The organism is Sporosarcina obsidiansis, assembly GCF_009651005.1.
Lineage (GTDB): Bacteria > Bacillota > Bacilli > Bacillales_A > Planococcaceae > Sporosarcina > Sporosarcina obsidiansis.
Genome location: NZ_WHVW01000012.1, coordinates 73276 through 99929, shown reverse-complemented (window position 1 = coordinate 99929; position 26654 = coordinate 73276). Strand labels below are relative to the sequence as shown.

General features: G+C 40.7%; 26 protein-coding genes. 14 read left to right on the top strand and 12 right to left on the bottom strand.

Going from position 1 to position 26654, the window contains the following annotated elements; all coding sequences use genetic code 11:
• Positions 1-117 (top strand): IS3 family transposase (locus GD002_RS11195; RefSeq protein ID WP_153731381.1); only part of this gene is annotated, 117 nt, incomplete at its 5' end.
• A 59-nt stretch (positions 118-176) separates the two neighbouring features.
• Here the strand turns inward: GD002_RS11195 and GD002_RS11190 are convergent.
• Entirely contained in the window at positions 177-1769 is a 1593-nt protein-coding gene (locus tag GD002_RS11190; protein ID WP_153732449.1) for a SulP family inorganic anion transporter, read from the bottom strand.
• A gap of 273 nt (positions 1770-2042) precedes the next feature.
• Here GD002_RS11190 and GD002_RS11185 point away from each other — a divergent pair, with 273 nt between their 5' ends.
• Positions 2043-2780, top strand: a complete 738-nt coding sequence (locus tag GD002_RS11185; RefSeq protein ID WP_153732448.1) for an SDR family NAD(P)-dependent oxidoreductase — start codon at positions 2043-2045, stop codon at positions 2778-2780.
• 81 nt (positions 2781-2861) lie between these two features.
• Here GD002_RS11185 and GD002_RS11180 read toward each other — a convergent pair whose 3' ends face one another.
• A complete protein-coding gene (locus tag GD002_RS11180) occupies positions 2862-3557 on the bottom strand; it encodes a C40 family peptidase (protein ID WP_153732447.1) in 696 nt (231 codons plus the stop codon).
• A 256-nt stretch (positions 3558-3813) separates the two neighbouring features.
• On the opposite strand from GD002_RS11180, the gene GD002_RS11175 reads away from it, so the two are divergent.
• Positions 3814-5709, top strand: a complete 1896-nt coding sequence (locus tag GD002_RS11175) for a sensor domain-containing phosphodiesterase (RefSeq protein WP_153732446.1) — start codon at positions 3814-3816, stop codon at positions 5707-5709.
• Between the two features lie 56 nt (positions 5710-5765).
• Here GD002_RS11175 and GD002_RS11170 read toward each other — a convergent pair whose 3' ends face one another.
• The 3 genes from GD002_RS11170 to GD002_RS11160 are packed head-to-tail and all read right to left on the bottom strand — an operon-like array spanning position 5766 to position 8094.
• On the bottom strand, positions 5766-7424 hold the full coding sequence (locus GD002_RS11170) for a b(o/a)3-type cytochrome-c oxidase subunit 1 (protein ID WP_153732445.1): 1659 nt from the start codon (positions 7422-7424) through the stop codon (positions 5766-5768).
• 3 nt (positions 7425-7427) lie between these two features.
• Positions 7428-7928: a cytochrome c oxidase subunit II gene (locus GD002_RS11165; RefSeq protein ID WP_153732444.1), complete on the bottom strand. Its 501-nt coding sequence runs from the start codon at positions 7926-7928 to the stop codon at positions 7428-7430.
• Between the two features lie 25 nt (positions 7929-7953).
• Entirely contained in the window at positions 7954-8094 is a 141-nt protein-coding gene (locus tag GD002_RS11160; protein ID WP_228548355.1) for a cytochrome c oxidase subunit 2A, read from the bottom strand.
• 443 nt (positions 8095-8537) lie between these two features.
• Between GD002_RS11160 and GD002_RS11155 the strand changes: the two genes are divergently transcribed.
• Both GD002_RS11155 and GD002_RS11150 read left to right on the top strand, forming a co-directional pair.
• The gene (locus tag GD002_RS11155; RefSeq protein ID WP_228548354.1) at positions 8538-9242 is read left to right on the top strand and encodes a glucosamine-6-phosphate deaminase; all 705 of its coding nucleotides are present in this window, start codon (positions 8538-8540) and stop codon (positions 9240-9242) included.
• 352 nt (positions 9243-9594) lie between these two features.
• Entirely contained in the window at positions 9595-10077 is a 483-nt protein-coding gene (locus tag GD002_RS11150; RefSeq protein ID WP_153732443.1) for a C40 family peptidase, read from the top strand.
• A gap of 92 nt (positions 10078-10169) precedes the next feature.
• Here the strand turns inward: GD002_RS11150 and GD002_RS11145 are convergent, their stop codons facing one another.
• The gene (locus tag GD002_RS11145) at positions 10170-11078 is read right to left on the bottom strand and encodes an accessory Sec system S-layer assembly protein (RefSeq protein ID WP_153732442.1); all 909 of its coding nucleotides are present in this window, start codon (positions 11076-11078) and stop codon (positions 10170-10172) included.
• Complete coding sequence (secA2, locus tag GD002_RS11140) at positions 11075-13441, bottom strand: accessory Sec system translocase SecA2 (protein WP_153732441.1); 2367 nt, start codon at positions 13439-13441, stop codon at positions 11075-11077. The genes GD002_RS11145 and secA2 overlap by 4 nt, the downstream gene beginning before the upstream one ends.
• 336 nt (positions 13442-13777) lie before the next feature.
• Between secA2 and GD002_RS11135 the strand changes: the two genes are divergently transcribed.
• Complete coding sequence (locus GD002_RS11135; RefSeq protein WP_153732440.1) at positions 13778-14821, top strand: glycosyltransferase family 4 protein; 1044 nt, start codon at positions 13778-13780, stop codon at positions 14819-14821.
• A 179-nt stretch (positions 14822-15000) separates the two neighbouring features.
• Entirely contained in the window at positions 15001-15168 is a 168-nt protein-coding gene (locus GD002_RS11130; protein ID WP_153732439.1) for a hypothetical protein, read from the top strand.
• A gap of 88 nt (positions 15169-15256) precedes the next feature.
• On the opposite strand, the gene GD002_RS11125 is transcribed toward GD002_RS11130, so the two are convergent.
• Positions 15257-16297: an LCP family protein gene (locus tag GD002_RS11125; protein WP_153732438.1), complete on the bottom strand. Its 1041-nt coding sequence runs from the start codon at positions 16295-16297 to the stop codon at positions 15257-15259.
• Positions 16298-16486: 189 nt separating this feature from the next.
• Positions 16487-17119 (bottom strand): YigZ family protein, encoded by a 633-nt coding sequence (locus GD002_RS11120; RefSeq protein ID WP_153732437.1) that lies wholly within the window; start codon positions 17117-17119, stop codon positions 16487-16489.
• A 150-nt stretch (positions 17120-17269) separates the two neighbouring features.
• Between GD002_RS11120 and GD002_RS11115 the strand changes: the two genes are divergently transcribed.
• The 4 genes from GD002_RS11115 (at position 17270) to GD002_RS11100 (ending at position 20265) form a co-directional block, all read left to right on the top strand.
• Positions 17270-18418 carry a sensor histidine kinase gene (locus GD002_RS11115; RefSeq protein ID WP_194841571.1) on the top strand — a complete coding sequence of 383 codons (1149 nt, stop codon included), beginning with the start codon at positions 17270-17272 and terminating at the stop codon, positions 18416-18418.
• Positions 18419-18446: 28 nt separating this feature from the next.
• On the top strand, positions 18447-19127 hold the full coding sequence (locus GD002_RS11110) for a response regulator (protein WP_153732436.1): 681 nt from the start codon (positions 18447-18449) through the stop codon (positions 19125-19127).
• Between the two features lie 63 nt (positions 19128-19190).
• The gene (locus GD002_RS11105) at positions 19191-19754 is read left to right on the top strand and encodes a nuclear transport factor 2 family protein (RefSeq protein ID WP_153732435.1); all 564 of its coding nucleotides are present in this window, start codon (positions 19191-19193) and stop codon (positions 19752-19754) included.
• A 133-nt stretch (positions 19755-19887) separates the two neighbouring features.
• Positions 19888-20265 carry a hypothetical protein gene (locus GD002_RS11100; protein ID WP_153732434.1) on the top strand — a complete coding sequence of 126 codons (378 nt, stop codon included), beginning with the start codon at positions 19888-19890 and terminating at the stop codon, positions 20263-20265.
• Here the strand turns inward: GD002_RS11100 and GD002_RS11095 are convergent.
• The 3 genes from GD002_RS11095 to GD002_RS11085 all read right to left on the bottom strand — a co-directional run bounded on the left by GD002_RS11095 (position 20228) and on the right by GD002_RS11085 (position 22780).
• Complete coding sequence (locus GD002_RS11095) at positions 20228-20764, bottom strand: competence protein ComK (protein WP_153732433.1); 537 nt, start codon at positions 20762-20764, stop codon at positions 20228-20230. The two genes, GD002_RS11100 and GD002_RS11095, sit on opposite strands and share 38 nt — an antisense overlap.
• A 202-nt stretch (positions 20765-20966) precedes the next feature.
• Positions 20967-22130 (bottom strand): M20 family metallopeptidase, encoded by a 1164-nt coding sequence (locus GD002_RS11090; RefSeq protein WP_153732432.1) that lies wholly within the window; start codon positions 22128-22130, stop codon positions 20967-20969.
• Between the two features lie 140 nt (positions 22131-22270).
• Entirely contained in the window at positions 22271-22780 is a 510-nt protein-coding gene (locus GD002_RS11085) for an antibiotic biosynthesis monooxygenase family protein (RefSeq protein WP_153732431.1), read from the bottom strand.
• A 342-nt stretch (positions 22781-23122) separates the two neighbouring features.
• Between GD002_RS11085 and hemE the strand changes: the two genes are divergently transcribed.
• From hemE to hemY, 3 genes are read left to right on the top strand one after another with little or no spacing between them, the layout of a single operon-like run.
• Entirely contained in the window at positions 23123-24166 is a 1044-nt protein-coding gene (gene hemE, locus GD002_RS11080; RefSeq protein ID WP_153732430.1) for a uroporphyrinogen decarboxylase, read from the top strand.
• Positions 24167-24207: 41 nt separating this feature from the next.
• Positions 24208-25143: a ferrochelatase gene (gene hemH / locus GD002_RS11075; RefSeq protein ID WP_153732429.1), complete on the top strand. Its 936-nt coding sequence runs from the start codon at positions 24208-24210 to the stop codon at positions 25141-25143.
• A 56-nt stretch (positions 25144-25199) separates the two neighbouring features.
• On the top strand, positions 25200-26612 hold the full coding sequence (gene hemY, locus GD002_RS11070; protein WP_153732428.1) for a protoporphyrinogen oxidase: 1413 nt from the start codon (positions 25200-25202) through the stop codon (positions 26610-26612).
• The last annotated feature ends 42 nt before the right edge of the window (positions 26613-26654 follow it).

Genomic DNA, 26654 nt, shown 5'->3' with positions numbered 1-26654 from the left:
GAAGTAAAACGTGAAATTAAAAGTTATATGACGTACTACAATCATTATCGCGGGCAATGGAATTTAAAAAAGTTGCCACCTGCAAAATACAGGCAGCAACTTCAACAAATAGCATAGGCTTTTTTTAATTGTCCTTTACAAAGGGTACAGTTTAGATTTGGGGAGGAAGTTCTTTTTCATAACATGAAAAAATTATCTTTTCCGATCTTCTCGAATAGACCGCTTCGTTTTAATATATTTACTTTATTGGGTGGCACTTTCTTGAAGATCAGCCGTTTGTTTTTACGCTTTGCTTCATCAAGAAGTGACGACAGTGCAGCTTCTCCTGTCGCATCCAAAGCCGTGAGATTTTTCATATCTAAAATGACGATGGGCTGATCTATTTCCAATAAATCTGGATAACGGTCTTCAAAACTTTTAGCAGTACCGAAAAATAGAGGCCCTGAAATTTTAAACTTGATCAATTCTTTGCCGGATTCCGCTTCCAGTTTGAATTTCTCTACATCCGTCAGTCTGCTTTCCTTAATATCGAGGGATCCGCTCATTTTACGCAAGAAAGAAAGAGCGGCAAGTAGGATACCGACTTCAACAGCGATGGTCAAATTCAGGAAGATGGTCAAAAGGAACGTCGTCAACAATACAAGCGAGTCACCTGAGCGCAAGGAGAGAATTTGTACAAATGCTTTTCTGGCACTCATATTCCAAGCTACATACATCAATATGGGGGCCATGGCGGCTAATGGGATATAAGAAGCATAAGGCGCGAACACTAAAAGAAATGCTAGAACGAATAAACTTTGGACAACACCTGAGATAGGACTGACAGCGCCTGAACGGATATTCGTAGCAGTACGCGCAATTGCACCTGTCGCGGGAATTCCGCCGAAAAGCGGTGTAATCATATTGGCTATACCTTGACCAAATAGTTCCTTCTTTGAATCATGTTTTGGTACATCACCTTTCATTCCATCTGCTACAACAGCCGAAAGCAACGACTCAATCGCTCCAAGCGCAGCAATAATGAGAGCAGGTTGCCACAATGCGACAATTTTGGACAGCGTAATTTCAGGGAAATGAAATGTAGGCAGATTCTGTGGTATTCCACCAAAGGAAGTACCGATCGTCTCAACCTTACCCGGAAAAAACAAAATCGTGCAAATTGTCGGGATCACCAGCGCAACAAGTAACAATGGAACTTTAGGAGCGATTTTTGGCAACGTGAATATGACGAGTAATCCAATGGCAGCAGTCAATATACTATAACTATTTACCGTATGAAAGTGCCCCGCAATCTCGATCATACTTTCGTGGAAGAACTCTTTCTTCTCCACACCAGTCAATCCAAAAAAATTCTGGAACTGACCTGTAAAGATGATGACCGCAATCCCTGCTGTAAATCCAATCGTCACAGAACGAGGAACAAAATGAATGAGATTACTAACGCCTAGAAATCCCATTATAACGAGAAAAATACCAGCTAGAAATCCAGCGATTAATAAATCGCTATAGCCGTATTGCAACACAATGGCCAATAAAATAGGAATGAAAGCACCAGTTGGACCTGCGATCTGAAAGCGTGATCCTCCAAACAAGGCGACCAGGAGTCCAGCAATGATCGTAGTATACAGTCCATATTCAGGTTTCACTCCTGATGCAATTGCAAAAGCCATCCCAAGTGGAATGGCTACAATTCCGACAGTTATCCCTGCGATCACGTCTTGCCGGAGTCCTGCTGCGTTATACTGAAGATAGCGACGATCTTTGAACATTTTTGTTCACTTCTTCCACTAGTAGATATGTATGACAATTCTCATTATATCTTACAATAAATATTTATACAAGACATGTATAAATGTAGAGTATGAGGAGAAGAGTGATTTGACGGGATTTTGACTCGGTCTAGTATATAGCGGAAATACCTGCTTAGTGGATATGTGAAAAATGGTCTTTTACCAAAGGTGTATCTTCATATTAGGTCATCGCAGAATTGAAATAAAAGTATTTTAGTGTTAAAATATACAGTATAAAAGGAGTGATAGAAGATGAATCGATTACAAGACAAAGTAGCATTTATTACAGGCGGGGCGTCTGGTATGGGTGAGATGATGGTGAAGCAATTCGTAGCAGAAGGTGCCAAAGTCATCGCGGCTGATATCAACGAAGCGGCATTGGAAGCAAAGTGGGGAGGACAAGAACAAATCCTTACGGTCAAGTTAAATGTAACGGAAGATAACGAATGGCAGGACGCAATGAAAAAAGCGGTAGATCATTTCGGTAAATTGGATATCTTGGTGAACAATGCAGGTATCTCCACTGAAAAAGCAATTGATCAAATTACAATAGAAGATTGGCGCAAACTTTCCGACATCAATAGTTTCGGTACATTCCTTGGTATGAAACATGCAGCTGGCTATATGGCTGAAGCGAAAAAAGGTTCTATCGTAAACATTTCATCTTATACTGCACTGATTGGAATGGGCTTAAACCCGTACTCTGCTTCTAAAGGAGCAGTTCGAGCAATCTCCAAAGCGGCGGCAGCTGAATATGGCAAGAATGGTATCCGTGTCAATACAGTATTCCCGGGCGTGATTGAAACGCCAATGACACAAGGATTGGAAGAGTCCAAGGAATTACTTGGGATGCTCATTAAGATGACACCACTTGAACGCCTAGGACAGCCTGAAGATGTAGGGAATGCAGTGTTGTTTCTTTCATCAGATGAAGCGTCATATATCTCGGGAGCAGAACTTGTAATCGATGGCGGATATTCAGCCAGATAAGCAGAATAATTACGAATGTATTAATTAAAAAAATGGGTTGTCCTACAAGTCTCAGTACTGACTTACAGGGCAACCCATTTTTCACTTAATATCTTTAAAACGCTTATATCCTAGAAAACGTTGACTCCAATACGGAGATTCAGCAGACGAAACTTCAATTCCATTTGTTCCTGCATGAATGAACTTGCTATCGCCTAAATAAATTCCGATATGAGAAATGCCGGGGCGGTATGTATTTTCAAAAAACAATAGATCACCTATGACTGGATCTTTAATAGAAATGGAGCGGTCATACATACCGATCGTATCGAGTCTTGGAATTTTCACACCTGCTTGATTATACACGTAATAGATGAATCCGCTGCAATCGAAGCCGTTAGGTGTAACTCCTGCCCATACATACGGAGTTCCTTGCAGTGGCATTGCAATGTCAACCACTTTATTCATTAATGCACTTGAACCAGCGGATGGTTTAGTCGAAACAACAGGCTTGTCCACTGTAGGCTTCGTATCGTGTAATGAATTGATGGAAGAAACTGTTTTAGCGGCAGTTGATTTATTTTCGACGACCAGCTTTTGATTCACTTTTATGGAATCCGCTGTAAGTTTATTCAAGCTTTTTAGCTCGGCTACTGTCAACTTATGCTGATTTGCAACTTTCCAAAGTGTATCTCCTGGTTTTACAACATACGTTTTTGTCGATGCATCTGCACTTCCCACAGATATACTAGTTGCAAGCATGAGAGAGGCGATGAACGCAAGAGCTGTTTTCTTCATTCTAATTATCCCCTTTTGAAATATGTTTAGCTATTTCTACTAAGTTACCAACCTATCAAAATCAACCAATAAACCTAGTATACAGAAGAGAATTTTGAAAATATACATAACTAAAGTCTGATATTAGAAGGTAGTTGTATGGTTATATATACCTTCAAGTAGAAAAAGTAAATTACTTCTATTAATTTGGTTGAATATTGTTATAATTAACTTAAAGATATTGTCTAGCAAATTGTTATAGAAGGGTGGTGTTTTCTTGCAGAAAAATGTTGAAATAATCGGGACACTTAGGAAAATAGATGCCATACGGGAGCAACAAGAACAGATCTTTACAAAGGCTAAATACTTTGCTGTAAATGAGAAAACGATTAAAGAAACGCTAGAAACCATTTGTTTTGAAGTTTCACAGATTATGAATTGTGAGCGCGTGAGTATTTGGCTCTTCAATGAAGAGCGAACATTACTCCATTCACAAAATACATATGATGATGAAACAAAACAACATTCTGTTGAGAGTGATTTAAGCGATGAAGTGTTTCATTCATACTTTACAGCTATTCAAAATCAACGAACACTGTCGATAGTTGATATTAGCAAGAGTGAGGAAACAAAAGAAATATTCAAGAAGTTTTTCCCTGTTTCCAGTGTGTATCATTCGCTTCTAGATGCATGCATTATACTCAGTTCAGGAATCGGAGGGGTGCTATGTTGTGAATCTCGTAAGCGTCGCGAATGGACTTCATTCGATCGCATGGTCGTAACCTCGATCGCAGATATGCTTTCCTTTCTTTTTGATCGTTTAAGTCGCATGGATTTTGAGGAAAATTTACATCGATTGGCTTTTACAGATGAACTTACAGAAATGGACAACTATAATGCCTTTCTTGAGCAAGCATCATTGGCGATTTCAGAGATTTCTGAAGAACAGGATGGAATCTTTATTTATATAAATATTGATCAATTTATTGAAATTCACAGTGCATTAGGTCCTGAATTGGCAGATGAGATTATTAAAGTTGTCGCCAAGCGCTTCCGATTATACTTTGATGATTACTATTCTATTTCAAGAATTGCATTTGATCATTTTGTCATTTTTGCGCCCTATGATCAAGGTGGAGTAGAGTTGAAAAATAAAATGGAAAAACTAATGACGAAATTGCGAGAGCCTGTCCATGTAGCAAAACAGGAAGTATACTTGACGTTTAGTTATGGAATTGCATACTATCCTGAAGATGTGCGCACGCCGCTTGAAGGTGTGCAAGCTGCACGTTTTGCATTAGAAACGAGTAAAGGCCAATCTGCTAGAAAAAGTGTAGGTATTTATAGTGCCGATATGCACAGACATTTGAAACAGAAAATGAAGTCCGAAATGAATTTGCGTAAAGGTCTTGATATGAATGAATTTAAGCTGTTTTATCAGCCCCAAGTCCTTTGTGATACAGGCGAAATTATTGGATTTGAAGCGCTGATCCGTTGGCAACATCCAGAACATGGTTTAATTTATCCTGCAGACTTTATAGATCTAGCGGAATCTACAGGTTTCATCATCTCCATTGGCAAATGGGTGATCCATCAAGCGATAGGTCAATTGAAGAAATTTAAAGAACAAGGACTACATGACCTCACCATATCTATCAACTTATCACCTAGACATTTCTTACAACAAAATTTACCAGTGTTTCTGCAAGAATGTATTGAAGAGGCGCAGATCGAACCGAAAAATCTACTACTAGAAATCACAGAAAGTGTTGCACTTGAACGACATGAGGTGGTGCAGCAACAAATCCAGACGCTATCCGACCTAGGATTTTCCATTGTAATAGATGATTTTGGCACAGGATATTCGGCATTTATATATCTTCAGTCATTCCCGATTACACAGCTGAAAATCGATCGGATGTTCATTATGAATATCGTACATGATGAGAAAAGTCGTGCCATTGTAAATGCCATTATTCAATTAGGAAAAACACTTTCTATTCGAACGGTAGCTGAAGGAATAGAGACCCTGGAGCAATGGGAAATTCTGAAAGAAAAAGAATGTGATGAGTTACAAGGATTCTATTTTGCAAAGCCACTTAGCGAGCAAGCATTGAATGATTTGCTTACTAAATTACTAGGTCAATCCCATATGTACTTACCACTCAGTTAATGTTTTAAAAAAGCCTTGAAAATCCAATTACCTGGATCTCAAGACTTTTTTATTGTTTAAGAACGTCCAATTGGCCAATCGAATGGAATAGACCCTGGAGGAGAGTGTTTGATAATATCAATCATTGGGATTGTGTATGCAAATAAGATTAAAGCGATGGTGACTCCGATCCACAAATACCAGTTCTCCAAAATTTTTGGTGTTTTTTCTGTATCTAAATCCAGATCCTCTTCTGCAATTGGATAATCTTCGTAACCACGGGGTGCGAAAAATGCCAATTGAATAAAGATGTATACCATTAATACAATACCGATAAATAGAATGGTCCCACCAACAGCTTGTGAAACTTGATAACTGATCCAAGTTGATACTTGATCTCCACCTGCGTATTCAGAGAAACTTGATCGGCGAGGTCCGCCTAGCAAGCCTTGAATATGCATGGAGGTAGACATAATTGCCATACCAACAGTCCAGACAATCGTTTGAATGATTCCTAGTTTATTTAATTTAGGAGTTAGACGGCGGCCCGTCAAATGTGGAATCAGCCAGTAAGCAATACCGAAATAAGTTAAGATAACCGTTGTAGCGATCGTTAAATGAAAGTGTCCAGTAACCCAGATCGTGTTATGAACAAGAGAGTTTACTTGGTGAGAAGCATTAATAATACCTCCAGCACCGCCTGGGATGAACGCCACCATACCAATGAAAGGAGCTAAGAAACGAACGTCTTTCCAAGGAAGATGTTTGAACCAACCAAACAACGTTTTATGACCTTTATTTCTACCTGTAATTTCAAATGTAGCAAATAGAGAGAATGCAGTCATCAATGTTGGGACGACAACCATAAATGTCAAGACCACTTGGATGAATTTCCAAGTAGGGTCAATCCCGGGTTCAGTCAATTGGTGGTGGAACCCGACAGGAATCGAGAACATCAACAGCAAAATGAATGATAGTCTTGCCAATGAATCACTGAACAGCTTTCCACCGATAATTTTCGGGATGATCGCATACCAAGCCATATAAGCTGGTAACAACCAGAAATAGACGAGTGGGTGACCGAAATACCAGAATAACGTGCGTGTTAACAGAACGTTGACTGTTGCGACATAGCCGAGTGACCAAGGCAAGATGAGTACAACAACAGAGTAAGCGACACCAAGTGAAGCGACAACCCACATAATCATATTGATGACAACCATGAATGCAAGCAAAGGAGACTTTTCACCTTTATGAGCTTTCTTCCATACGTACAATTGACGGAAGTTCACGATAGCAGCAATCCAGCTACCTACGATGACGAGTGCCAAGCCGATATAGAAAATTGGATGGGCACGAAGAGGTGTATAGAATGTATATAATACAGAAGCCTCTCCTGTTAGAATCATCCATGCAGCTAATACAGTGCCGACTAACATCACCCAGAAAGAAATCCAACCCCAAAGGATTTGCTTATCAGAGATTCCAACCGTTTTTCCCATGAGTGAAAACTGGAAACCAACAATAAAAAATGTAGTTAGAACAAGTCCAAGAATGACACCATGTGTAGTTAAGATCGTATAGTAATCGATATTGAACGGTAATTTGTATTTACCTGAACGAACTAACGTCTGCAATAGCCCCATTAAGCCGCCGACTAATAGAGATACGAATGTGACATACATGAATGACATATACAATCTTGATTCTTTTTTCGAGAATTTAAATGTTTCCATTGGTTAATACACCTCCACTGTGCCAAACATTAAGTGGTGACCGATTCCGCAATATTCATTACAGACAATCGTGAAATCACCATCGTTTTTCATGACGGTCTCATAGCGGCTAATATGCCCTGGCTCCACCATCATATTGACGTTCGTCCCTGCTACTTGGAACCCGTGGACTACATCTCTAGTTGTAATTTGGAAGAGTACGGTGGAACCTTTTGGCACGCGAATCGTCTTAGTAGGGCTGCCGTCTTCTTCTTTACCTAAGTCATAATTGAAAGCGGAAGCGACGATATTGACAACATATTTTCCGTCCGCTACTTCAGTAAGCCCTAGATTTTCAGGCTTAAAGGACTCATTTGCTTCAATATTCTGTGGATCGATCGTTTCAATATGACTTTGTGGATGCGTGCCTTTCCAGAACGCTGCAAAGCCGATAACAACTAAGAATAAGGCCAAAGACCCTAATCCGAATACAAGCCATATTTTTTCGTATTTATGCAGATGCATACCAGTTCCTCCTCAAACGCTTAAATTATCTTGATAAGAATAGACCGTAAATTCCGAACCAAAAGACTAGAATCACGACACCTAGGATCATTACCATGATCAATGTGCCTTTTAAATTCACATCCTCTTTTGTTTGTTTCGCAGCAGATATATTTTTCTTGCTCAATGCGGCCACCTCCTCATCGAAAAGTAAGTCTTACGTTTATCTTAATCTCCTCGCAGGAATAAAGAATTAGGGAAATCCCTATGAATGTAAAAGATTTCTAATCGTTCACAATATGTTCAACCACTCTTCATGCTTTTGACATACAAATTTGCTATCTAACACGCATCAAAACTGGCAGAAGAGAGTAGCCGTACACATGCTGTAATATACACTTTTCATCGTTGAAAACGAGAAACGTATTGAACTGTTTAACAGAGCTAAGCAGTGAATATGTTATATAGAAGTTATTTTTATAGTGGAATGGGGAATAGTGATTTTATATGTTGGGAAATAAGGGAGATCGATGTGGTATGGCGTGGTATAAATGAAGAAAATCTTGACCATAAGATAATTAGAAATTACAATATATTAAGGTAAAACTTAGGAAAGCCGGTGTGTATAAGATGGAAAACATCAAGTGGATCACAGTAGAAAGTCGAGAAGAAGGAGCGAAAGCAGTATATAAAGTAATTGAAGAAGAGCTCCGTAACAACCGTTTGCATGTTCTTGGACTTGCAACAGGCAGTACCATGATCCCAATCTATCAAGAATGGACGAATTCAAACCTGGACTTTTCACAAGTAACAGCTTTCAACTTGGACGAATATGTCGGAATTGATGCAAATAATCCAAATAGCTACGCGTATTTTATGAAGCAACATTTATTTGATAAAAAGCCCTTCAAAGAAACCCATATACCGAATGGAATGGCCGAAAATTTAGATCAAGAATGTGTTCAATATGAACAGCAATTAAATACACATCCTCTTGATATCCAACTACTTGGAGTAGGAGAGAATGGGCATATTGCATTTAATGAGCCAGGAACTTCCTTTGATTCTGTAACACATGTTGCGACACTCACAGACTCTACACTAGACGTGAATAGCCAGTACTTTGAAAATGATGAGAAAATACCTAACATTGCATTGACTATGGGTATTTCTTCAATTATGAAATCTAAAAAGCTTATCATGATCGCATTTGGAGAAAAAAAGCGAGCTGCTATGGAAAAATTGAAAAAAGGCGAAGTCACTCCAGACTGGCCTATCACAAAATTATTACGTCATGAAGATGTATTGGTAGTGACGGATCTACAGATTGATTAATATAAAGTAAAAAGAGTAAGCTGTCACAACAAGTTAGTTAAACTGACTTGTTGTGACAGCTTTTTTATACATATGAATAAAGTGCAGATGAAGCGAAAACAAGTGGTTAATGTACATCCTTAAATTTTGCCTATTAGTTCAAAAAGAATCTTTATCCTGTCCAATTATCTAGTAATTTTTGTGTTTAATAGTCTCTACTATTACAAACTATTTCAAAAGTAACAGATATTACTGATTTGAAATCTTCTTGTTACATAAATGTAATATAACAGATGTTTTAAAAATGATAGAGTTAATACAACATAACAGGTTAGTTAGTTACCTAAAATACATATGATTATCGGAGGAACACATGAAGTTATTTAAGAAAACGTTCTCAGTTTTGGCAATGTCTATTTTATTACTCGTCGCTCCTTTCGCTGGACAAGCAGATGCTTCGTCAAAATCTGCCAGCATTACTAAAACCGCTACCAACTTAACAGGCATCAAATATCGTTATGGTGGCACGACAAAAGCAGGCTTTGATTGCTCAGGCTATGTGGGATATGTATTCGCTCAGAACGGAGTGAAAGTAGCGCGTACCTCAAGCGGTATGTATGCATCTGGAAAGTCAGTGAAAAAATCCAACTTAGAATCTGGAGATCTTGTGTTCTTCAATACAAGTGGTAAAGGTGTATCACATGTTGGCATTTATGTAGGAAACGGAAAGTTTGCACATGCATCTACTTCAAAAGGTGTTCGTGTAGATAAATTGAACGACCCTTACTACTGGGGCAAGCGCTATGTAGGTGCCAAGCGCATTGCAGGTGTGAATCAAGTAGCAGCAGCTAATTAAAACAATTGACAATCGATCTTCCGCTGGAGGATCGATTTTTTATTACAATGAAAAACGCGACAGGAGAGTAAGTACTCTCCTGTCGCGTTTTATTAATTTGTAGTATCTTGTGGTACACGGATCGTCCAGCGTGAGAAATCTGGGTCTTCCTTCTTGACCAATTCCGTTGGGTAAATAAATGTCCAAGGAGTGGTGCTGTTTGCTTTTACAGAAAGGGGAGGATCAAGTTCAAATGTGCCTCGTGCAACTAAATCTCCAGTAGCATCAATCAATTCAAGCGGTAATTTTTCAATATTGATCTGCTTAGAATGACCGTTGCGGACAAATACGGACGCTGCAATATTGCCATCTTCCTGCTTCTGTATTTGGAAACCTGCGATATTCACTTCGCGAGGTTTCAATTTTGGTAGGCCACTCACTACTTCAGCCAAAGCTTCTTTTTGTTCAGTAGGAAGCTGTTCTTCCCAAGAAGGTGCAAGCTCTAATTGATGCGGCATCATCGAGTGTACATTGAACGCAAGCTTCCAGTTTTCAGCTGGAAGTTCTTCTGCTGTTTGATCATTCTGTTCAAAAACAAACACCCATGGACGAGCACTGCGGGCAGGGATTTCACCCAGCTCATTTAAATCGAACTCAGCAGAAGCGGCAGTATTACCTTGCTCATCGATCAGCAATAATTCGATCGAACCGACAGTGATGGCCTGATCGAGTGAAGAGCGGAAAAACGCTTTGACGAGCCAGCTGCCGTTTGCAGGCTCTATATCAATATCAATACCTGATAAGGAGATTTGATTTGGTTTTAACGGCTCTAGCTCATTTGCAAGGAAACGAAACACGTATTCCTGCTCCTGTGACAGATTCCATTGTGGATGAAGGGATAGGGCAGTTTCGATATCTTCATCACCAGAGCCACCTTGCGTATGCTCCAGAATTTCATTGGATTCTACCGTGCTGTCTAAACCTGTTTTCTCAGTCTTTTTAAATAGATTGAAGAGTTTCATTGGGAAACCTCCTGTTCTTGTGTGTGTAGTTGCTTCATGAATGCGATAATTTCGGATGCAATATCCCGGCGTAGACGCTGGTAATGCTTAGCGAATAATTGTAAGCCTTCGCGCTGATAAATACGCATTGGATCTTCCTGTCCGTAAGATCGCAATCCTATTCCTTCTTTTAAACGAGTCATCACTTCAAGATGCTTGACCCACATCGTATCAAGGTAGCTTAGCATGACTTGAGGTAGCAGTTGACTCACTTGTTCATTATCAGTGAAGGAGTCGATAAATGCAAACAACTCTGCCAATCCTTCATCATAGATTTTCAGAATGTCAGAGGTTCTATCTAACGACTTCGGTAATTCGACCGGAGTTAACAACAATGCATTCATCGTACGCTCAATGCGCTCGAAATCCCAATTATCGGGAATTTCATTGTCTGGACAACTATCAAGAACGACGAATTCAACAGTTTCTGAAAGCATAGTCTTTAACTTATCAAAAGTATCGTTGCCTTCAAGGACACGGTTGCGCAACGAATAAATGACTTCACGCTGATCATTGATCACATCGTCTAGCTTGAGATTATATTCTCGCATAGAGAAATGAGCACCTTCCACAATGCGCTGCGTACGTTCCGTTAGTTCATGTACTTCAGGATTCAAAACCTTACCGTTTTCATCCGTTCGTACTTTCGGAAGGAATTTTTCAAGCTCCTCAGGCGAAAAACGAATATACATTTCATCTTCCAATGAAAGATAGAATTGACTTTCCCCGTTGTCACCTTGTCGTCCTGAACGACCGCGTAACTGGTTATCAACTCGACGACTCTCGTGCTTTTCAGTACCTAATACAAACAATCCGCCTTCTTCTTCGACACCTTCACCGAGCACGATATCTGTTCCGCGACCCGCCATATTGGTCGCAACGGTAATATGACCTTTTTGGCCAGCTTGGGAAATTAATTCTACTTCTTGCTCCACACTTTTGGCATTCAATAAATGAAAGTCTAATCCTTGCTCTCGCAGATGCTTTGCGACAGCTTCAGATTGCAGAATAGACGTGGTGCCCACAAGTACAGGCTGTCCTTTTGCATGGCGCGCGGCCACTTCCTTAGCCACTGCCTTATATTTCTCCTCAATTGTCTTGAACACGAAGTCTGGTGAATCAATTCGTGCACGAGGACGGTTTGTTGGAATTTGAATAACTTCCATATTGTATACTTCACGGAATTCTTTCTCTTGAGTCTTCGCTGTACCCGTCATGCCACAAAGTTTTGGATACATACGGAAGTAGTTTTGAATCGTAATTTGGGCTTGAGCCTTATTTTCATCTGTAATGGGCACACCCTCTTTTGCTTCAATTGCTTGGTGTAAGCCGTCCGATAAGGTTCGCCCTTCCATGATACGTCCGGTGAACATGTCTACAAGTTCAATCTTTTGATCACGCACGATATAATCCACATCGCGTTTGAAGATCACGAATGCACGTACAGCTTGAATTACATAATGATAAAGTGTTTGATGATCTAAGTCATATAGGTTGCCGATACCGAATGCTTTCTCGACTTTCTCAATACCTTGTTCAGTAAGAGAAGTGGCCTTTGTGGCATCATCAAACTCGAAGTCTTCTCCTTTTTTAAAGCGTTTGGCCAGACGAGCTGCAATATGGTGCAAATCTGCATCTGCTTGCATTTTTCCTGCTACGATGAGTGGCGTTTTCGCTTCATCGATCAGTACGCTATCCACTTCATCGATGATAGCAAAGTGATATGGTCTTTGTACTTTTTGGGATGGATGCTGCACCATATTATCACGCAAGTAATCAAAACCAAATTCCGTTCCGACACCGTACGTAATGTCCGATTGATAGGCAGCTTGTTTCTCGGGTCCTTGCATCATCGGTACATTTAACCCGACCGTCAATCCGAGAAAGCGATGGATTTGACCAATTTGTTCATAGTCACGTTTTGCTAAATAGTCATTGACGGTGATGACATGTACGCCTTTTCCTTCAAGGGCACGTACGTAGGAGGGGAGAGAGGCAACAAGCGTTTTCCCTTCACCCGTAGGCATTTCCGAAATATTCCCTTCCGTCAATACCGCTCCACCAATTAGCTGCACATCGAAATGGCGCATCCCAAGAACTCGTTTAGAAGCTTCGCGCACGACTGCAAAGGCATCAGGTAAGATATTCTCTATGGTAGCCCCATTTTCCAATTGCTCTTTAAATTGATTCGTCATTCCTGATAAATCATCATCCGACATGGCAATGTATGTAGGTTCGAGTGAATTAATCTGTTCTACGATCTTTCGGTATTTACGTAGCTGACGTTCGCTCGTCCCAGTTTTACGTTTAAAAATATTTAACATAAATCAGACGCTCCTTTATAAACCTCTATCAAATGAGAGATTCCTATCTATTTTACCAAAAACCTTACCAAAAGACTATCTATAGAATGAAAGCTACATGTTTGAAATGTACACTTTAGAATATAACATAGTTGTATCTGAACTTATCGTTGAACTCGGCAGTGACAATACGTATTATTACTTCACATTAACCTCGCCAGTATCAGTCCCGACATTGGTTTGCAAGCAAGCAATCAAGGGGAAAGGGTAGGTAAGTACACTTAGTAGTGAAATCTAGTAGCAAGCATGCTATAATGAAATGCGATATGAACTTATTGCTAATTGGGGAGGAAAGACATGTTATTCATTGCAATGTCTGTAGCTTTCATCGCTGCTGTCATACTTACACCACTTGTCATTAAACTCGCGTTTCGAATAGGTGCGGTTGACCGTCCCAATTATCGAAAAGTCCATGCGAGAATCATGCCTCGAATCGGTGGACTTGCCATTTTTGGCGCTTTTATTATTGGATATGCTATTTTATTGCCTAAAGACGAGCATGCAGTCGGCATTTTGGTCGGTGCATTATTAATTGTCATCATTGGCTTTTTGGATGATATGCTTGAAATGACAGCAAAAGCCAAGGCGCTAGGCCAGCTGGTTGCTGCGTTAGTCGTCGTCCTATGGGGCGGTTTGCAAATAGATTTTATTAACTTACCATTTATTGGGCAATTGGACTTTGGGTATTTTAGTATTCCCATTACAATTATTTGGATCATCGGGATCACGAATGCGATCAACTTGATCGATGGGTTGGATGGACTTGCGGCAGGAGTGTCTACGATTGCCTTGATCGCTATTACGGTAATGGCAGTGATGATGGGGAACTTCTTCGTTGCAGCTACAGCATCTATATTGGCAGCTAGTTCGCTCGGATTCTTAATCTACAACTTTCATCCGGCGAAAATTTTTATGGGCGATACCGGATCGTTATTCCTTGGATTTATGATATCGGTGTTAGCTTTGCTTGGATTCAAAAATGTAGCTGTCGTTTCATTAGTATTTCCGATCATCATGTTAGGAGTTCCGATTTCTGACACATTCTTCGCTATTGTTCGACGTGTGCGTATGAAACAATCCATAACAGCAGCAGATAAATCACATTTGCACCATTGCTTGTTGCGTGCAGGATTCTCGCATAGACAAGCCGTGCTAACGATCTACGGAATTGCGATTTTATTTGGCGCAGTAGCTGTCCTGTTTTCACAGGCGACAGTGTGGGGCGCATTGTTACTCGTATTCGTCATGCTGATCGTCATTGAATTGTTTGTCGAACTGATTGGATTGGCAGGCGCGAATTATCGTCCGTTATTGAATTTAGTACGCATGATTGGGAAGTAATTTGAAAGCTCTTATCCGTAAAACGGATAGGGGCTTTTTGTATGGCGTATGTTAAGTCGTGTGGGAAAGAAAACGGCTTGTTCTATAATTTTTTGCGACATCTATACAGCTCGCCCGTTTTTGGTGGGGATTCGTAGCTTTGGTAAGGTGATAGCCCTCATGTTTCTCATGATGCATACGTGAATTATAATGGAAGGTTACTTACGCTCGGTTCAATGTTGTTTTGGTTCGGTCCGCCAGGGGATACGAGCGGTCCAGTTGTAGTTACGCTTGGTCTGGTCGAAGTTTGGATCGGTCTATCGAGAGTTACGAGCGGTGCGTTGGGACTTATGCTCGGTCTGGTATGAATACCTATCAGAAATCATAGGGGGAGGAATTAAAAAAGACTATCGCCCGGAAGTCATTTTAAATGACTTGCGGCGATAGCCTATTCCTTTATTGATGCGCCACCTCTGAAGGAGGAGATGCTTGGTTGGTATCAAGCTCGGTCAATGATGAAGAGTCGGGAATCAAGCCGAGATGAGATTTTAGAATTTGCTTGGTTTCTTCTAAGTCTTGTTCATCCAGTTTGTAATAATACGTTCCGGTAGACCAGTCGTCATACCCGTTTAGTGAAATGGTATCCACTTCTGGCATGCCACTTTTTACATATTCAATGAAAGAAAGCATTTGTTTAGACGTCATATCCGTTTTCATGTTATCTCCGAGGGCATTGATGACATCCCCGTATTTCGTAATGGACTTAATGGAAGTCGCTTCTTTGATCATGGCTTGAAGGATCATTTGCTGACGTTTTCCACGTTCGATATCGCTGTCGAGTTTACGGGTCCGTGCTAAAGCTAATGCATGGCGGCCGTCCAATCGCTGAAGTCCTGGCATGAGGTGGATCGCATTTTTATCATTTTCGTCTTTCTCAATTCGTTCATACGGTACTTCTACTTCTACACCGCCAAGTGCGTCTACTACATCAATGAATGCATTAAAATTCATTTTCACATAATAATTGATCGGAATATCGAACATCTCTTCCACTGTATCAATAGAAGCTGCTGTTCCTCCATAAGCATGGGCATGTGTAATCTTATCTTTATAATTAACTTTTGGAATGTAGACATATGAATCACGAGGAATGCTGACAAGCTTTACGCTCTTCTGCTTAGGATTCAGAGTGGCTAAGATCAGCGCATCTGATCTGCCGTGGCTTTCTTCTTTCTGCCGCTCCTCACTTTCATCCACACCGACTAAAAGAATCGAGACCTTATCTTTAGCTGGCTCTACTCGTAACTCCTGTTGTGATTCCTTGTTGGCAAGCGGTTCATAAGAACGGTCCAGTACATCCACCGTTTGATTATGTAGCTTAGCAAAATAAGCTGCTCCTACTGCAATCATAGCGAGAAATGCAAATAAAAATATTTTCAAGAAGAGCCTAGTTTTTGAAGAGGATTTCTTCTTTTTTTTATAATCTTTTCTTTTCATTTTATACCTCCAAAGTGTACGGCAGGCAAAGCCGTCTGTGGCGAATCCAGCAAAAACAGCCGTGGCTTGTTACAGGTAGGCAAGTATTCATGCTTCTCACTAATGTCCATACTGACAAAATAGACGCGTGTTGATCATGCGTTACATCTTCCGCTATTATACCTGTTTTTTAATCAAAGGTATAGTATATCAAATAGCGAATTCCAGAAATTTGTGACGGATCGTAGCAATTTCTGCTTGTCCATTCGTCAACTCCATCATCCACTCCCGGAAAATCATCTCATCTTCTAAAGGAACATATAAAAACAGTTCAACGTCCTCTTCATAGACGATCTCCTGTAAAGGGTATATGGATTGTCGAACTTCATTTTCAACTTTGCCCAGCCATGTATAGTCTATGGAAGTCTTGGTTAATACATGCAACTTTCTTTCGACGACACCTGTTGCTCCAATTCCTTCTGTTGCGGCTTTGCCATAGGCACGGATCAATCCACCGCCACCGAGTTTAATGCCGCCAAAATAGCGAGTAACCACAATGACAGTATCTTTCAGCTGTTGCTTTTTGAGGACCTCCAAAATTGGAACGCCCGCAGTGCCAGAAGGTTCCCCATCGTCATTCGCTTTTTGGATTTGATCATGTTCACCTATTATATACGCGGAGCAATTATGTGTTGCAGAATGATGTCGTTTTTTGATTTCTTGAATAAAGTCCAATGCGTCTTGTTCCGTTTCCACTCGTTTAACAAATGAAAGGAAACGAGATTTTTGTATAATAAATTCACTTTCTCCATACTGGTTTACGGTTTTGTAATTTGCTCGCATTTGTCGTGCCCCCTACATTTGTAATATACTTATAATACTTTTACCTCATCTAGATGATATACTGTATATGAAGTGTATAAGTAATTAGGCTAAACTGCAATACTGCTCACTTTGCATATTTTTACATAGACAGGTGCGGGGGGGAGTTATTTGAACGAGAAGGCGATTGACATCCAGCAAATGGAGAAGATCTTTGGAAATATGGTAGACGTAATGGATCAGTCAAAAAACGACATATTTTTAATTAGCGAACAAAGCCGCCAAAGTTTCGAAGAGATGCAGAAAGAGCTAGCTGAAGTAAAAGAGAGCATTTCCCATGTGATAACAGAAGGCGATTATCTTGAAGATATGTCACGCCACTCAAGAAAACGCTTGGCAAACGTGTCGAAGAATTTTATGAATTACACCGAAGAAGAAGTGAAGCAGGCCTACAGTGTAGCAAATGATTTGCTTGTACGCGTCTCCATCAATAAAATGGAGGAAAAGCAATTGCGAGCCAGGCGGGACGAGCTGGAACGACGGCTTGCTATGTTGCTGTCTACAATTGAAAGGGCTGATCAACTTGTTAATCAAGTAACCACTGTGATTACTTACTTAACATCCGATTTGAAAAATGTAAGCACGGCACTTGAGACTGCCCGTCACAAACAGGACTTTGCCATTCAAATTATCCAAGCCCAAGAAGAAGAACGTAAGCGACTCTCGCGAGATATTCATGATGGACCAGCACAAATGCTGGCGAATGTATTGGTGCGTTCAGGTTTGATTGAGAAGACATTTGTGCAAAAGGGTCCGGATAATGCAATGCTAGAGCTGTCTTATCTTAAAGAAATGGTCAGAGGAGCATTGTCTGAAGTACGTCGCATTATTTACGATCTACGTCCGATGGCTCTGGATGATTTAGGACTTGTCCCGACATTGAAAAAGTATTTATCTACCATTAGTGAATATGAGGCGCCGCTAACCATCCACTTTCAGAGCAATGGGGCTGAAAGAAGATTCAATTCCAATTTTGAAGTGGGGATTTTCCGCCTGATTCAAGAATCTGTGAATAATTGCATTAAGCATGCGAAAACAGAGGAAATTTGGGTGAAAGTCGAATGGCTTCGCGAAACTGTAAATATACTCGTGAAAGACCAAGGCTGCGGCTTTGATACAAAGGAAGTAAAAGAAAAATCTTTCGGCTTAATTGGAATGCAAGAGCGAGTGGATTTATTAAAGGGAGAAATGAAAGTGATTTCGAACATTGGTGAAGGAACCTCGATTTTTTTCAAAATTCCGTTGGATGAAGAACTATAAGCGACGATCAGATTGGGAGGAACAGAATATGGAGACAACAAAAATTTTAATAGTGGATGACCATCAATTATTTCGCGAAGGCGTTAAACGAATCTTGGATTTTGAAGAGTCGTTTAATGTAGTAGCAGAAGGAGACGACGGATATGAAGTGCTGGAGTTGTTCAAACAATATCAGCCTGACGTTGTGTTGATGGATATTAACATGCCACGCATGAATGGTGTAGAGGCGACCGAGCAATTAGTGAATGAGTACCCTGATGCGAAAGTGATTATGCTATCCATTCATGATGATGAGTCTTATGTGACACACGCGTTGAAAACAGGGGCACTCGGCTATATGCTGAAAGAGATGGATGCGGATGCGATTGTACAAGCTATTAAAGTAGTGGCTGCCGGTGGATCGTATCTACACCCGAAAGTTACACATAATTTAGTATCGGAATTCCGTCGTTTAAGTGAAAGAGAACATAAAGGATCCTTCCAACAAAACGATATTCGTCGTCCTCTTCATTTATTGACGAAACGGGAATGTGAAGTCTTGCAATTGTTGACTGATGGACAAAGTAACCGTACGATCGGTGAAACGTTATTTATTTCGGAAAAAACCGTGAAGAACCACGTCTCTAGCATTTTGCAAAAAATGAACGTGAATGACCGAACACAAGCAGTTGTCACAGCGATTAAGAATGGCTGGGTAGAAGTTAAATAAATTATAAAAACGAAAAAGGTCTTTTAAAAAGAAAAGACCTTTTTCGCTATGTAGGAGGAAGCAATGAAGAAAAAATTAGCAGCTGCATCGATCGCTATTTTATTGGTATTGGGCGCGTGTAACAAGACGGAAGATACGAACCCAAATGATGTTGACAACGGGGAAGCTACTCCAGGCAATGGTGCGATCGATCATGGAGTGGATGAAAACAAAGTAGGCTTCAGCATGTCAGGTGATCAAGTCGAAGAAGCGGAAAATGTGCCTGATGAAGAAAGAGACAACATCATGAAGGCATTCGACCAGTATATTGAAACATTGAATAATAAAGATGTAGAAGGCTATCTTGCTACGTTATCTAAAGAAGGCTATGATTTAGAAGAAGAGCGGAAAGCTACAGAGGATTTGCTTGAAACATATGAAATGAAACGTGAGCCGGACAATGAAACCATTGTGAAATATAATGAAAAAGAAGCGCAATTATTTACCACAATGAAGACAACGTTCACCGAATTAGAGAGTGGTACAGAAAATATTCCTGAAGGACGCCAAGTGACCGTATTTCATAAAGAAGACGGTGAATGGAAAGTATTCTCTATTCACTTTATCGGGGATGAATCAGGGAATTAATAAAAACTTCCAGCCATGACGCGCTGGAAGTTTTTTTGGTGAAAGAATTGCCATACTACTACTACTTGCATTTCTTTTTTAAAACCATTATAGTATTAATACGAACATTAGTTCTTATAGGGGGGCGATGAGTATGCCTTTGATACCATCGGAGGCATTGCCGTATTTGGAAAATCATATTTATTTGCCAATGCTGATGACCATTCTTGAACGAGATCGACGATTAGTTGAACAAGTCCCCTTTAAATTAAAAAGTCCGTATCTCAATTTGTTAGACGAAACGATGAATGCGGTGACGGCGGATTTACAAAAGACTGCTGTGTATTTACGGCAGCATAAAATGAAGGTGATCCGACAGTCCACGGATGAATTATTCACGGAATACTTGTTTTTGCATGAGGGATATGAAGATTATCGCCGCTATCTAAATGTGCGGCTGCGAAATCGTACGGAAGAACTGTTGAATCAGTACCTTAGGAAATTGGAGAATCCGAATTTTTCGGCTCCATGATCAAATAATACGAACTTCTCAACTCTTCCTGCGCATTTTCGAATCGCTGAGACAGAATATGAGATAGTGCAAGCTGGCGATACACTGTGGCTATTGAAGTATTCAAAGGCATCTTGGTATCATTTTTTAATACTACACAGACCCCATCTTCATTTTTATGCACATCTTTTACAGCATGATAAGCAATCCAGGAATTTTTATGAAGAGAAGGCGATAACAAAGGGAAAAATAACAACGGCCGATTATTTGAATGTGTCAGCATAATAGGAGGTTTATGCCGTTTTCTCAAATCACTTTTTGAGCTATTCATAATCGACTCGAAATTGGTGCGATAGTGAGTGCAGGAATCTCTCATAATTTCCAAGGGTGTCTTTTCGACAAAAAATGTTTGATTGCTTTCCACTACCTTTGTGAAGTATGGATTCGAATGTTGGCCGTGAAGTAGTGCAAAGGTATGGAAAGTAATGATGTAAGACGATAAATATTGTTGGTTTGCCACAGCGTTCCCTCCAGTTTAATAGGACAATTGAATTAATACTTTATCATATATTATATGACAGAAAAATCTAAAATCAACAGTGAAATTACAATAATAGAAATTTTCATCCATCTTATCGATTATAAATGTAATGCTTGTTGTGTAACTTGAGGAATGCAATTAAAAACTGTCAACAGAAATGTACCTGTTGACAGCTTATACTTTATTGTTGGTATTCGATTGCAGCGGCTCCTAGCGTTTTAGCTGCTGCGATCATAGCTTTTTCATCAATATCAAAGCGGGGGTGATGGTGAGGATACGCATCTATCGGTTTTGCCCCTGTAAAGAATAAAGTGCCGGGTACTTTTTCTAAATAATACGCGAAATCTTCGCCACCCATTTGCGGCTTCATTTCTTCAACACCCTGCAAGCCAGGAATAGATTCAGCAATGTATTTTAAGAATTCTGTTTCTTTTGCGTGATTGATGACAGCCGGGTAGCCGCGATAATACTTCACTTCAATTTGACAATCATTTGCAAGTGCAGTTCCTTTTGCTACACGTTGAATTTCTTGTTCCATCAAATCACGAATTTCGGGCGCAAATGTCCGTACTGTACCACCGAGCACCGCTTGATCAGCGATGACGTTAAATGCGTTATCTGCAACGAAAGAACCTACAGATAATACAGCAGATTCAATTGGATCAACGCGTCTGGAGACGAGTTGCTGTAAGTTCATAACCAATTGAGAACCGATGACGATGGCGTCTTTTGTTTGGTGAGGAGAAGCGCCATGACCGCCTGCACCTTGGATTGTAATTGTAAATCGATCAGCCGCTGCCATGACAGGGCCGGATGCATAATAAATGACACTAGATTCAAAGAGAGACCATACGTGGGTGCCGAAAATGACGTCTACTCCTTCTAGACAGCCATCTTCAATCATAGCGATTGCACCGCCTGGAGCGAGTTCTTCTGCATGCTGGTGAATGAAGACGTATTCACCTGCCAAGTCCTCGCGCATCTCATGAAGAGCCTTTGCGAGCTGGAGAAGCGTGGCGGTATGGGCATCATGTCCGCAAGCATGCATGACTCCTGGTACTTTAGAAGCGTAAGGCGTATCTTTCTGATCTTGAATGGGTAACGCATCAAAATCTGCACGCAACGCTACGGTTTTTCCAGGTTTTCCTCCCATTACTTTAGCAACAACCCCATTTCCCCCCACACCTGTGCGAACATTAACACCGAGTTGTTTATAAAAATCCGCAATATAGGCTGCGGTCTTTGCTTCTTTAAATGAAACCTCTGGATTCATATGCAAGTAACGACGAATCTCTACCATATCGTCATAAGACTCTTGTAATTTCTCAAATAATAGTTCTTTCATAAAAAAATCTCCCTTCCAACTAAGAACGAGCTTGTATATCTTGGTTCTTATTATAGCAATGTGATAGAGTCGTCGCAAATTTCGAAATCCGAAGATTCAGGCAAAGTAGAGATAAAAAAAGAAGAGGTGACGTGTTGACGTCATAACTCTTCAGTAGGTGTTTTATAGGTGGCAGTATAGGGTGCACTCGTGAAGATGTGTAAGGTTGCGCCGCCTTGATCTTTGAAATCATTAGGGTTGGACAGTTTATATCCTGGCGATTCGTACCATAGTTTATAGAGACGTTCTTCTGTCCATTCGGTTAATACAACGTACGTATCTGAACCAATAGGCCGTAAGAGACGGAATGCTATAAAGCCTGGAAGATCCGTCAGTCGTTCACCCATCATTTTGTATTGATGCTCAAAAATTGGCTTCCCTTCATCAGTGACCGCAATGTTATTCATTGCAAAGTATCCGTTCTCTGCAAGCACACCCACTGATCCCGCTATTTCATATTTTCTTGGAGTTTGGAATACAGATTTACCGTTTGTTTCGTGCAAAAGGAGCGTGTGACCTCCTCCGTTCATTAAAATAATAGGTTCATCACTATGCTTTTCTTTAATCTTCTCCATAAAGTCTATCGTTCCAGTTGTCATAAAAATATTCATCTATACTTCCTCCTTTGGCTAGTAACGGTTATATCTTACTCAACTACAATACATTGTAACAGGATTGGCTTGAAAAGCATCCACCTGCTGTATAAAGTATCCACCGTGTATTCTATAAATAAATTGTTCCCCTTAATACCTCAAATCAAACACGAAGCAGGTGAGCTAAGTGGGAGATGAATGATTGTCTAAAACATGGCAAACAGAACCAAAAGCAAAGCACAAAATTATGACAAAGGCGCAATTCGCTATACAATGGCTTGTCAACGGTTTATGATGAGAAACGAATAATAAGTCTGTGTTTAAAACAGAGTGAAATAATGGAAAGAGGGATCGGTGAACATGACAACGTTTAATGATACGTTGCTGCGTGCTGCCAGAGGAGAAGAAGTTGGACACACCCCTGTGTGGTTCATGCGTCAAGCAGGACGTTCGCAACCAGAATATCGGAAAATCAAAGAGAAATACTCTTTGGAAGAAATTACGCACCAACCTGAATTATGTGCCTATGTAACAAAATTGCCTGTAGATCAATATGATGTGGATGCAGCCATTTTATATAAGGATATTGTGACCCCATTAGTTGGAATCGGAATTGACGTAAAGATCAAATCTGGTGTTGGCCCCGTGATCTCTAACCCGATACGTTCCATTAAAGATATTGAACGTCTTGGTGAATTTTCAGCGGAAGAACAAGTTCCATATGTATTGGATACGATTAAACTCCTGACAGAAGAGCAGTTGAATGTGCCATTGATTGGTTTTGCTGGAGCTCCATTTACACTAGCGAGCTATATGATTGAAGGGGGACCTTCGCGTAGCTATAATTTAACGAAATCCTTCATGGTGTCTGAGCCAGAAGCTTGGTTCGCTTTAATGGATAAGTTGGCGGATATGACGATTACATACATCCGAGCACAAGTAGCAGCCGGAGCTAAGGCTGTGCAAATATTTGATTCTTGGGTAGGTGCGTTAAACGTATCGGACTATCGGATTTTCATTAAGCCGACGATGACACGTATTTTCTCAGAACTTCGAAAATTGGAAGTTCCATTGATCACATTCGGCGTGGGTGCCAGTCATCTGGCGAATGAATGGCATGACCTTCCAGTAGATGTTGTTGGATTAGATTGGCGGTTATCCATAAAAGAAGCCGGTGAACGAGGTATGACGAAACCGCTTCAAGGGAACTTGGATCCGACTTTGTTATTAGCGAATTGGTCGGTCATTGAAGAACGTGCGAAACGAATTGTAGAAGAGGGTGTCGAGCATGGCGGCCATATCTTTAATTTAGGACATGGTGTCTTTCCTGAAGTACAGCCTGCGACATTGCAGCGCTTGACAGCTTTTGTTCATGAATATAGTGCACAGTTACGCACGAAGTGAAGATTGAACGACATCACAATCAAACTACCGAGGTGAAGATGATGACGAAAAAGAAAATGGGCTTACTTGTCATGGCTTATGGTACGCCTAACTCCTATGAGGATTTAGAACCTTACTACACGCATATCCGAAGAGGTCGTCCGCCAGCGCCTGAACAGCTGGAAGATCTGCGTAATCGTTATGAGGCAATTGGTGGTATTTCTCCGTTAGCACGGATTACAGAAGATCAAGCGAATGCGTTATGCAATCGTTTAAATAGCGTACAAGATGACATGGACTTTCAAGTCTATATTGGTCTAAAGCATATTGCACCATTTATTGAAGATGCGGTACAAAAAATGAGCAATGACGGTGTGGAAGAAGCAGTATCCATCGTGTTAGCACCTCATTTTTCTACGTTCTCAGTGAAGTCCTATAATGGACGTGCGAAAGAGGAAGCGGACAAGCATGGAATTCGTCTTACTTCGGTGGAAAGCTGGTATAAACAGCCGAAATTTATTGACTATTGGTCGAATCAACTTCGCCTGACGTATGATGCGATGGATGAGTCAGAACGCGAGAAAGCATGTTTAATCGTGTCTGCGCATTCATTGCCAGAAAAGATTTTGGCAAATGGTGATCCATATGCTGACCAACTGAAAGAAACAGCAGAATTGATTACAGCGGCAGCAGGTGTGAAGACATACGCAGTTGGCTGGCAAAGTGAAGGACAAACTCCTGAACCGTGGTTGGGACCAGATGTGCAGGATTTGACACGTGAGTTGTATGAAACGAAAGATTATCAATCATTTGTTTATACGCCAGTTGGTTTCGTATCTGATCACCTCGAAGTCTTGTTTGACAATGATTATGAATGTAAGATCGTTTGTGATGAGCTTGGGGCAGCCTATCATAGACCGGCTATGCCGAATACAGATCCTTTATTCGTAGACGCCATGGCGGATGCGGTATTGGATCAACTAAACACATCGAAATAAAACCAGCACAAGTGCAATGACATACAGGATACAGCAGGATGGGAGTGGCAAAGGACATGAGTGAGCGAAAAAAAGTAGTCATTATCGGTGGAGGCATCACAGGGCTCTCTACGGCTTTTTATATGCAAAGAGAAGCACGTGAAAATGGATATCCTTTAGATATCACCTTAATTGAGGCATCAACTGAACTAGGTGGAAAAATCCAAACAGTCCGTCGAGACGGCTATGTAATCGAACGCGGTCCCGACTCCTTTTTAATTCGCAAAAAGAGCGTAGATCAATTGGCAAGCGATCTAGGCATTGCGGATCAGCTAGTCCGAAATGCGACAGGACAAGCCTATGTATTGTTGAATGATCAAATGCATCCGATTCCAGCAGGTGCCGTAATGGGAATCCCTACGGAAATTAAACCGTTTATTACGTCAGGATTGTTCAGTTTAAGCGGCAAATTGCGAGCTGCAGGAGATTTTGTGCTACCGCGTTCTGAAGTGACAGGTGATCAGTCTCTAGGGGGATTTTTCCGTCGACGCTTTGGTACAGAAGTCGTGGAAAATTTAATCGAGCCGCTACTATCAGGCGTCTATGCAGGCGATATTGATAAGATGAGCTTGGAATCTACTTTTCCTCAGTTTTATGAAGTGGAAAAAAAGCATCGAAGTTTGATTTTAGGTATGAAGAAAACGACTCCGAAACAGCTTCCACAGAAAAATAGTCATAGCTCAAAGAAGATGGGTGCATTCCATACATTTAAGAATGGACTAGAGTCTGTAGTAGAAGCTTTAGAACAACAGTTGGATGATGTCACGGTTCTAAAAGGGACTCGTGTTCTCAAAGTATCCAAGCAAGGTGATCAGGCAATTTTGACATTAAGTGATCAGCAACAGATCGAAGCAGATGCTGTCATTATGACGACTAGCCATTCAGTAGCCAGTCAGTTATTTGAATCGTATGGGATATTGAAAGAATTAGGAAGCATCCCCACAACTTCTGTTGCTACGGTGGCTCTCGGTTTTCCAAAGCAAGCAATGAAGCGTGAGATAGATGGTACAGGTTTCTTAGTACCTCGTAGCAGTAATTATTCCATTACGGCGTGTACGCTTGTTGACCGAAAATGGCCGACGTCAACACCTGATGGCAAAGTACTGATAAGAGCGTTCGTTGGACGTATTGGGGAAGAAGCCATTGTGGACTTGCCTGATAGTGAAATAGAGAAAATCGTGCTGAGCGACTTAGGAGATATTCTAGGTTTGGAAGGACAGCCGGAATTCTGTATGATTACACGTTGGAAAGACGATCGTCCGCAGTATCGAGTGGGCCATAAAGAAAAAATCCGCAGAGCTCGTGAAGAATTACGCGAACAATTTCCTATGGTACAGCTTGCAGGTGCTTCTTATAATGGAGTGGGGCTTCCAGATTGTATTGATCAGGGAACCGTTGCCATGAAAAAGGTTTTGTCTGAGCTCTTTTAACGGAATAAAAATAAAACAGTCAGAAGTGATATTCTGGCTGTT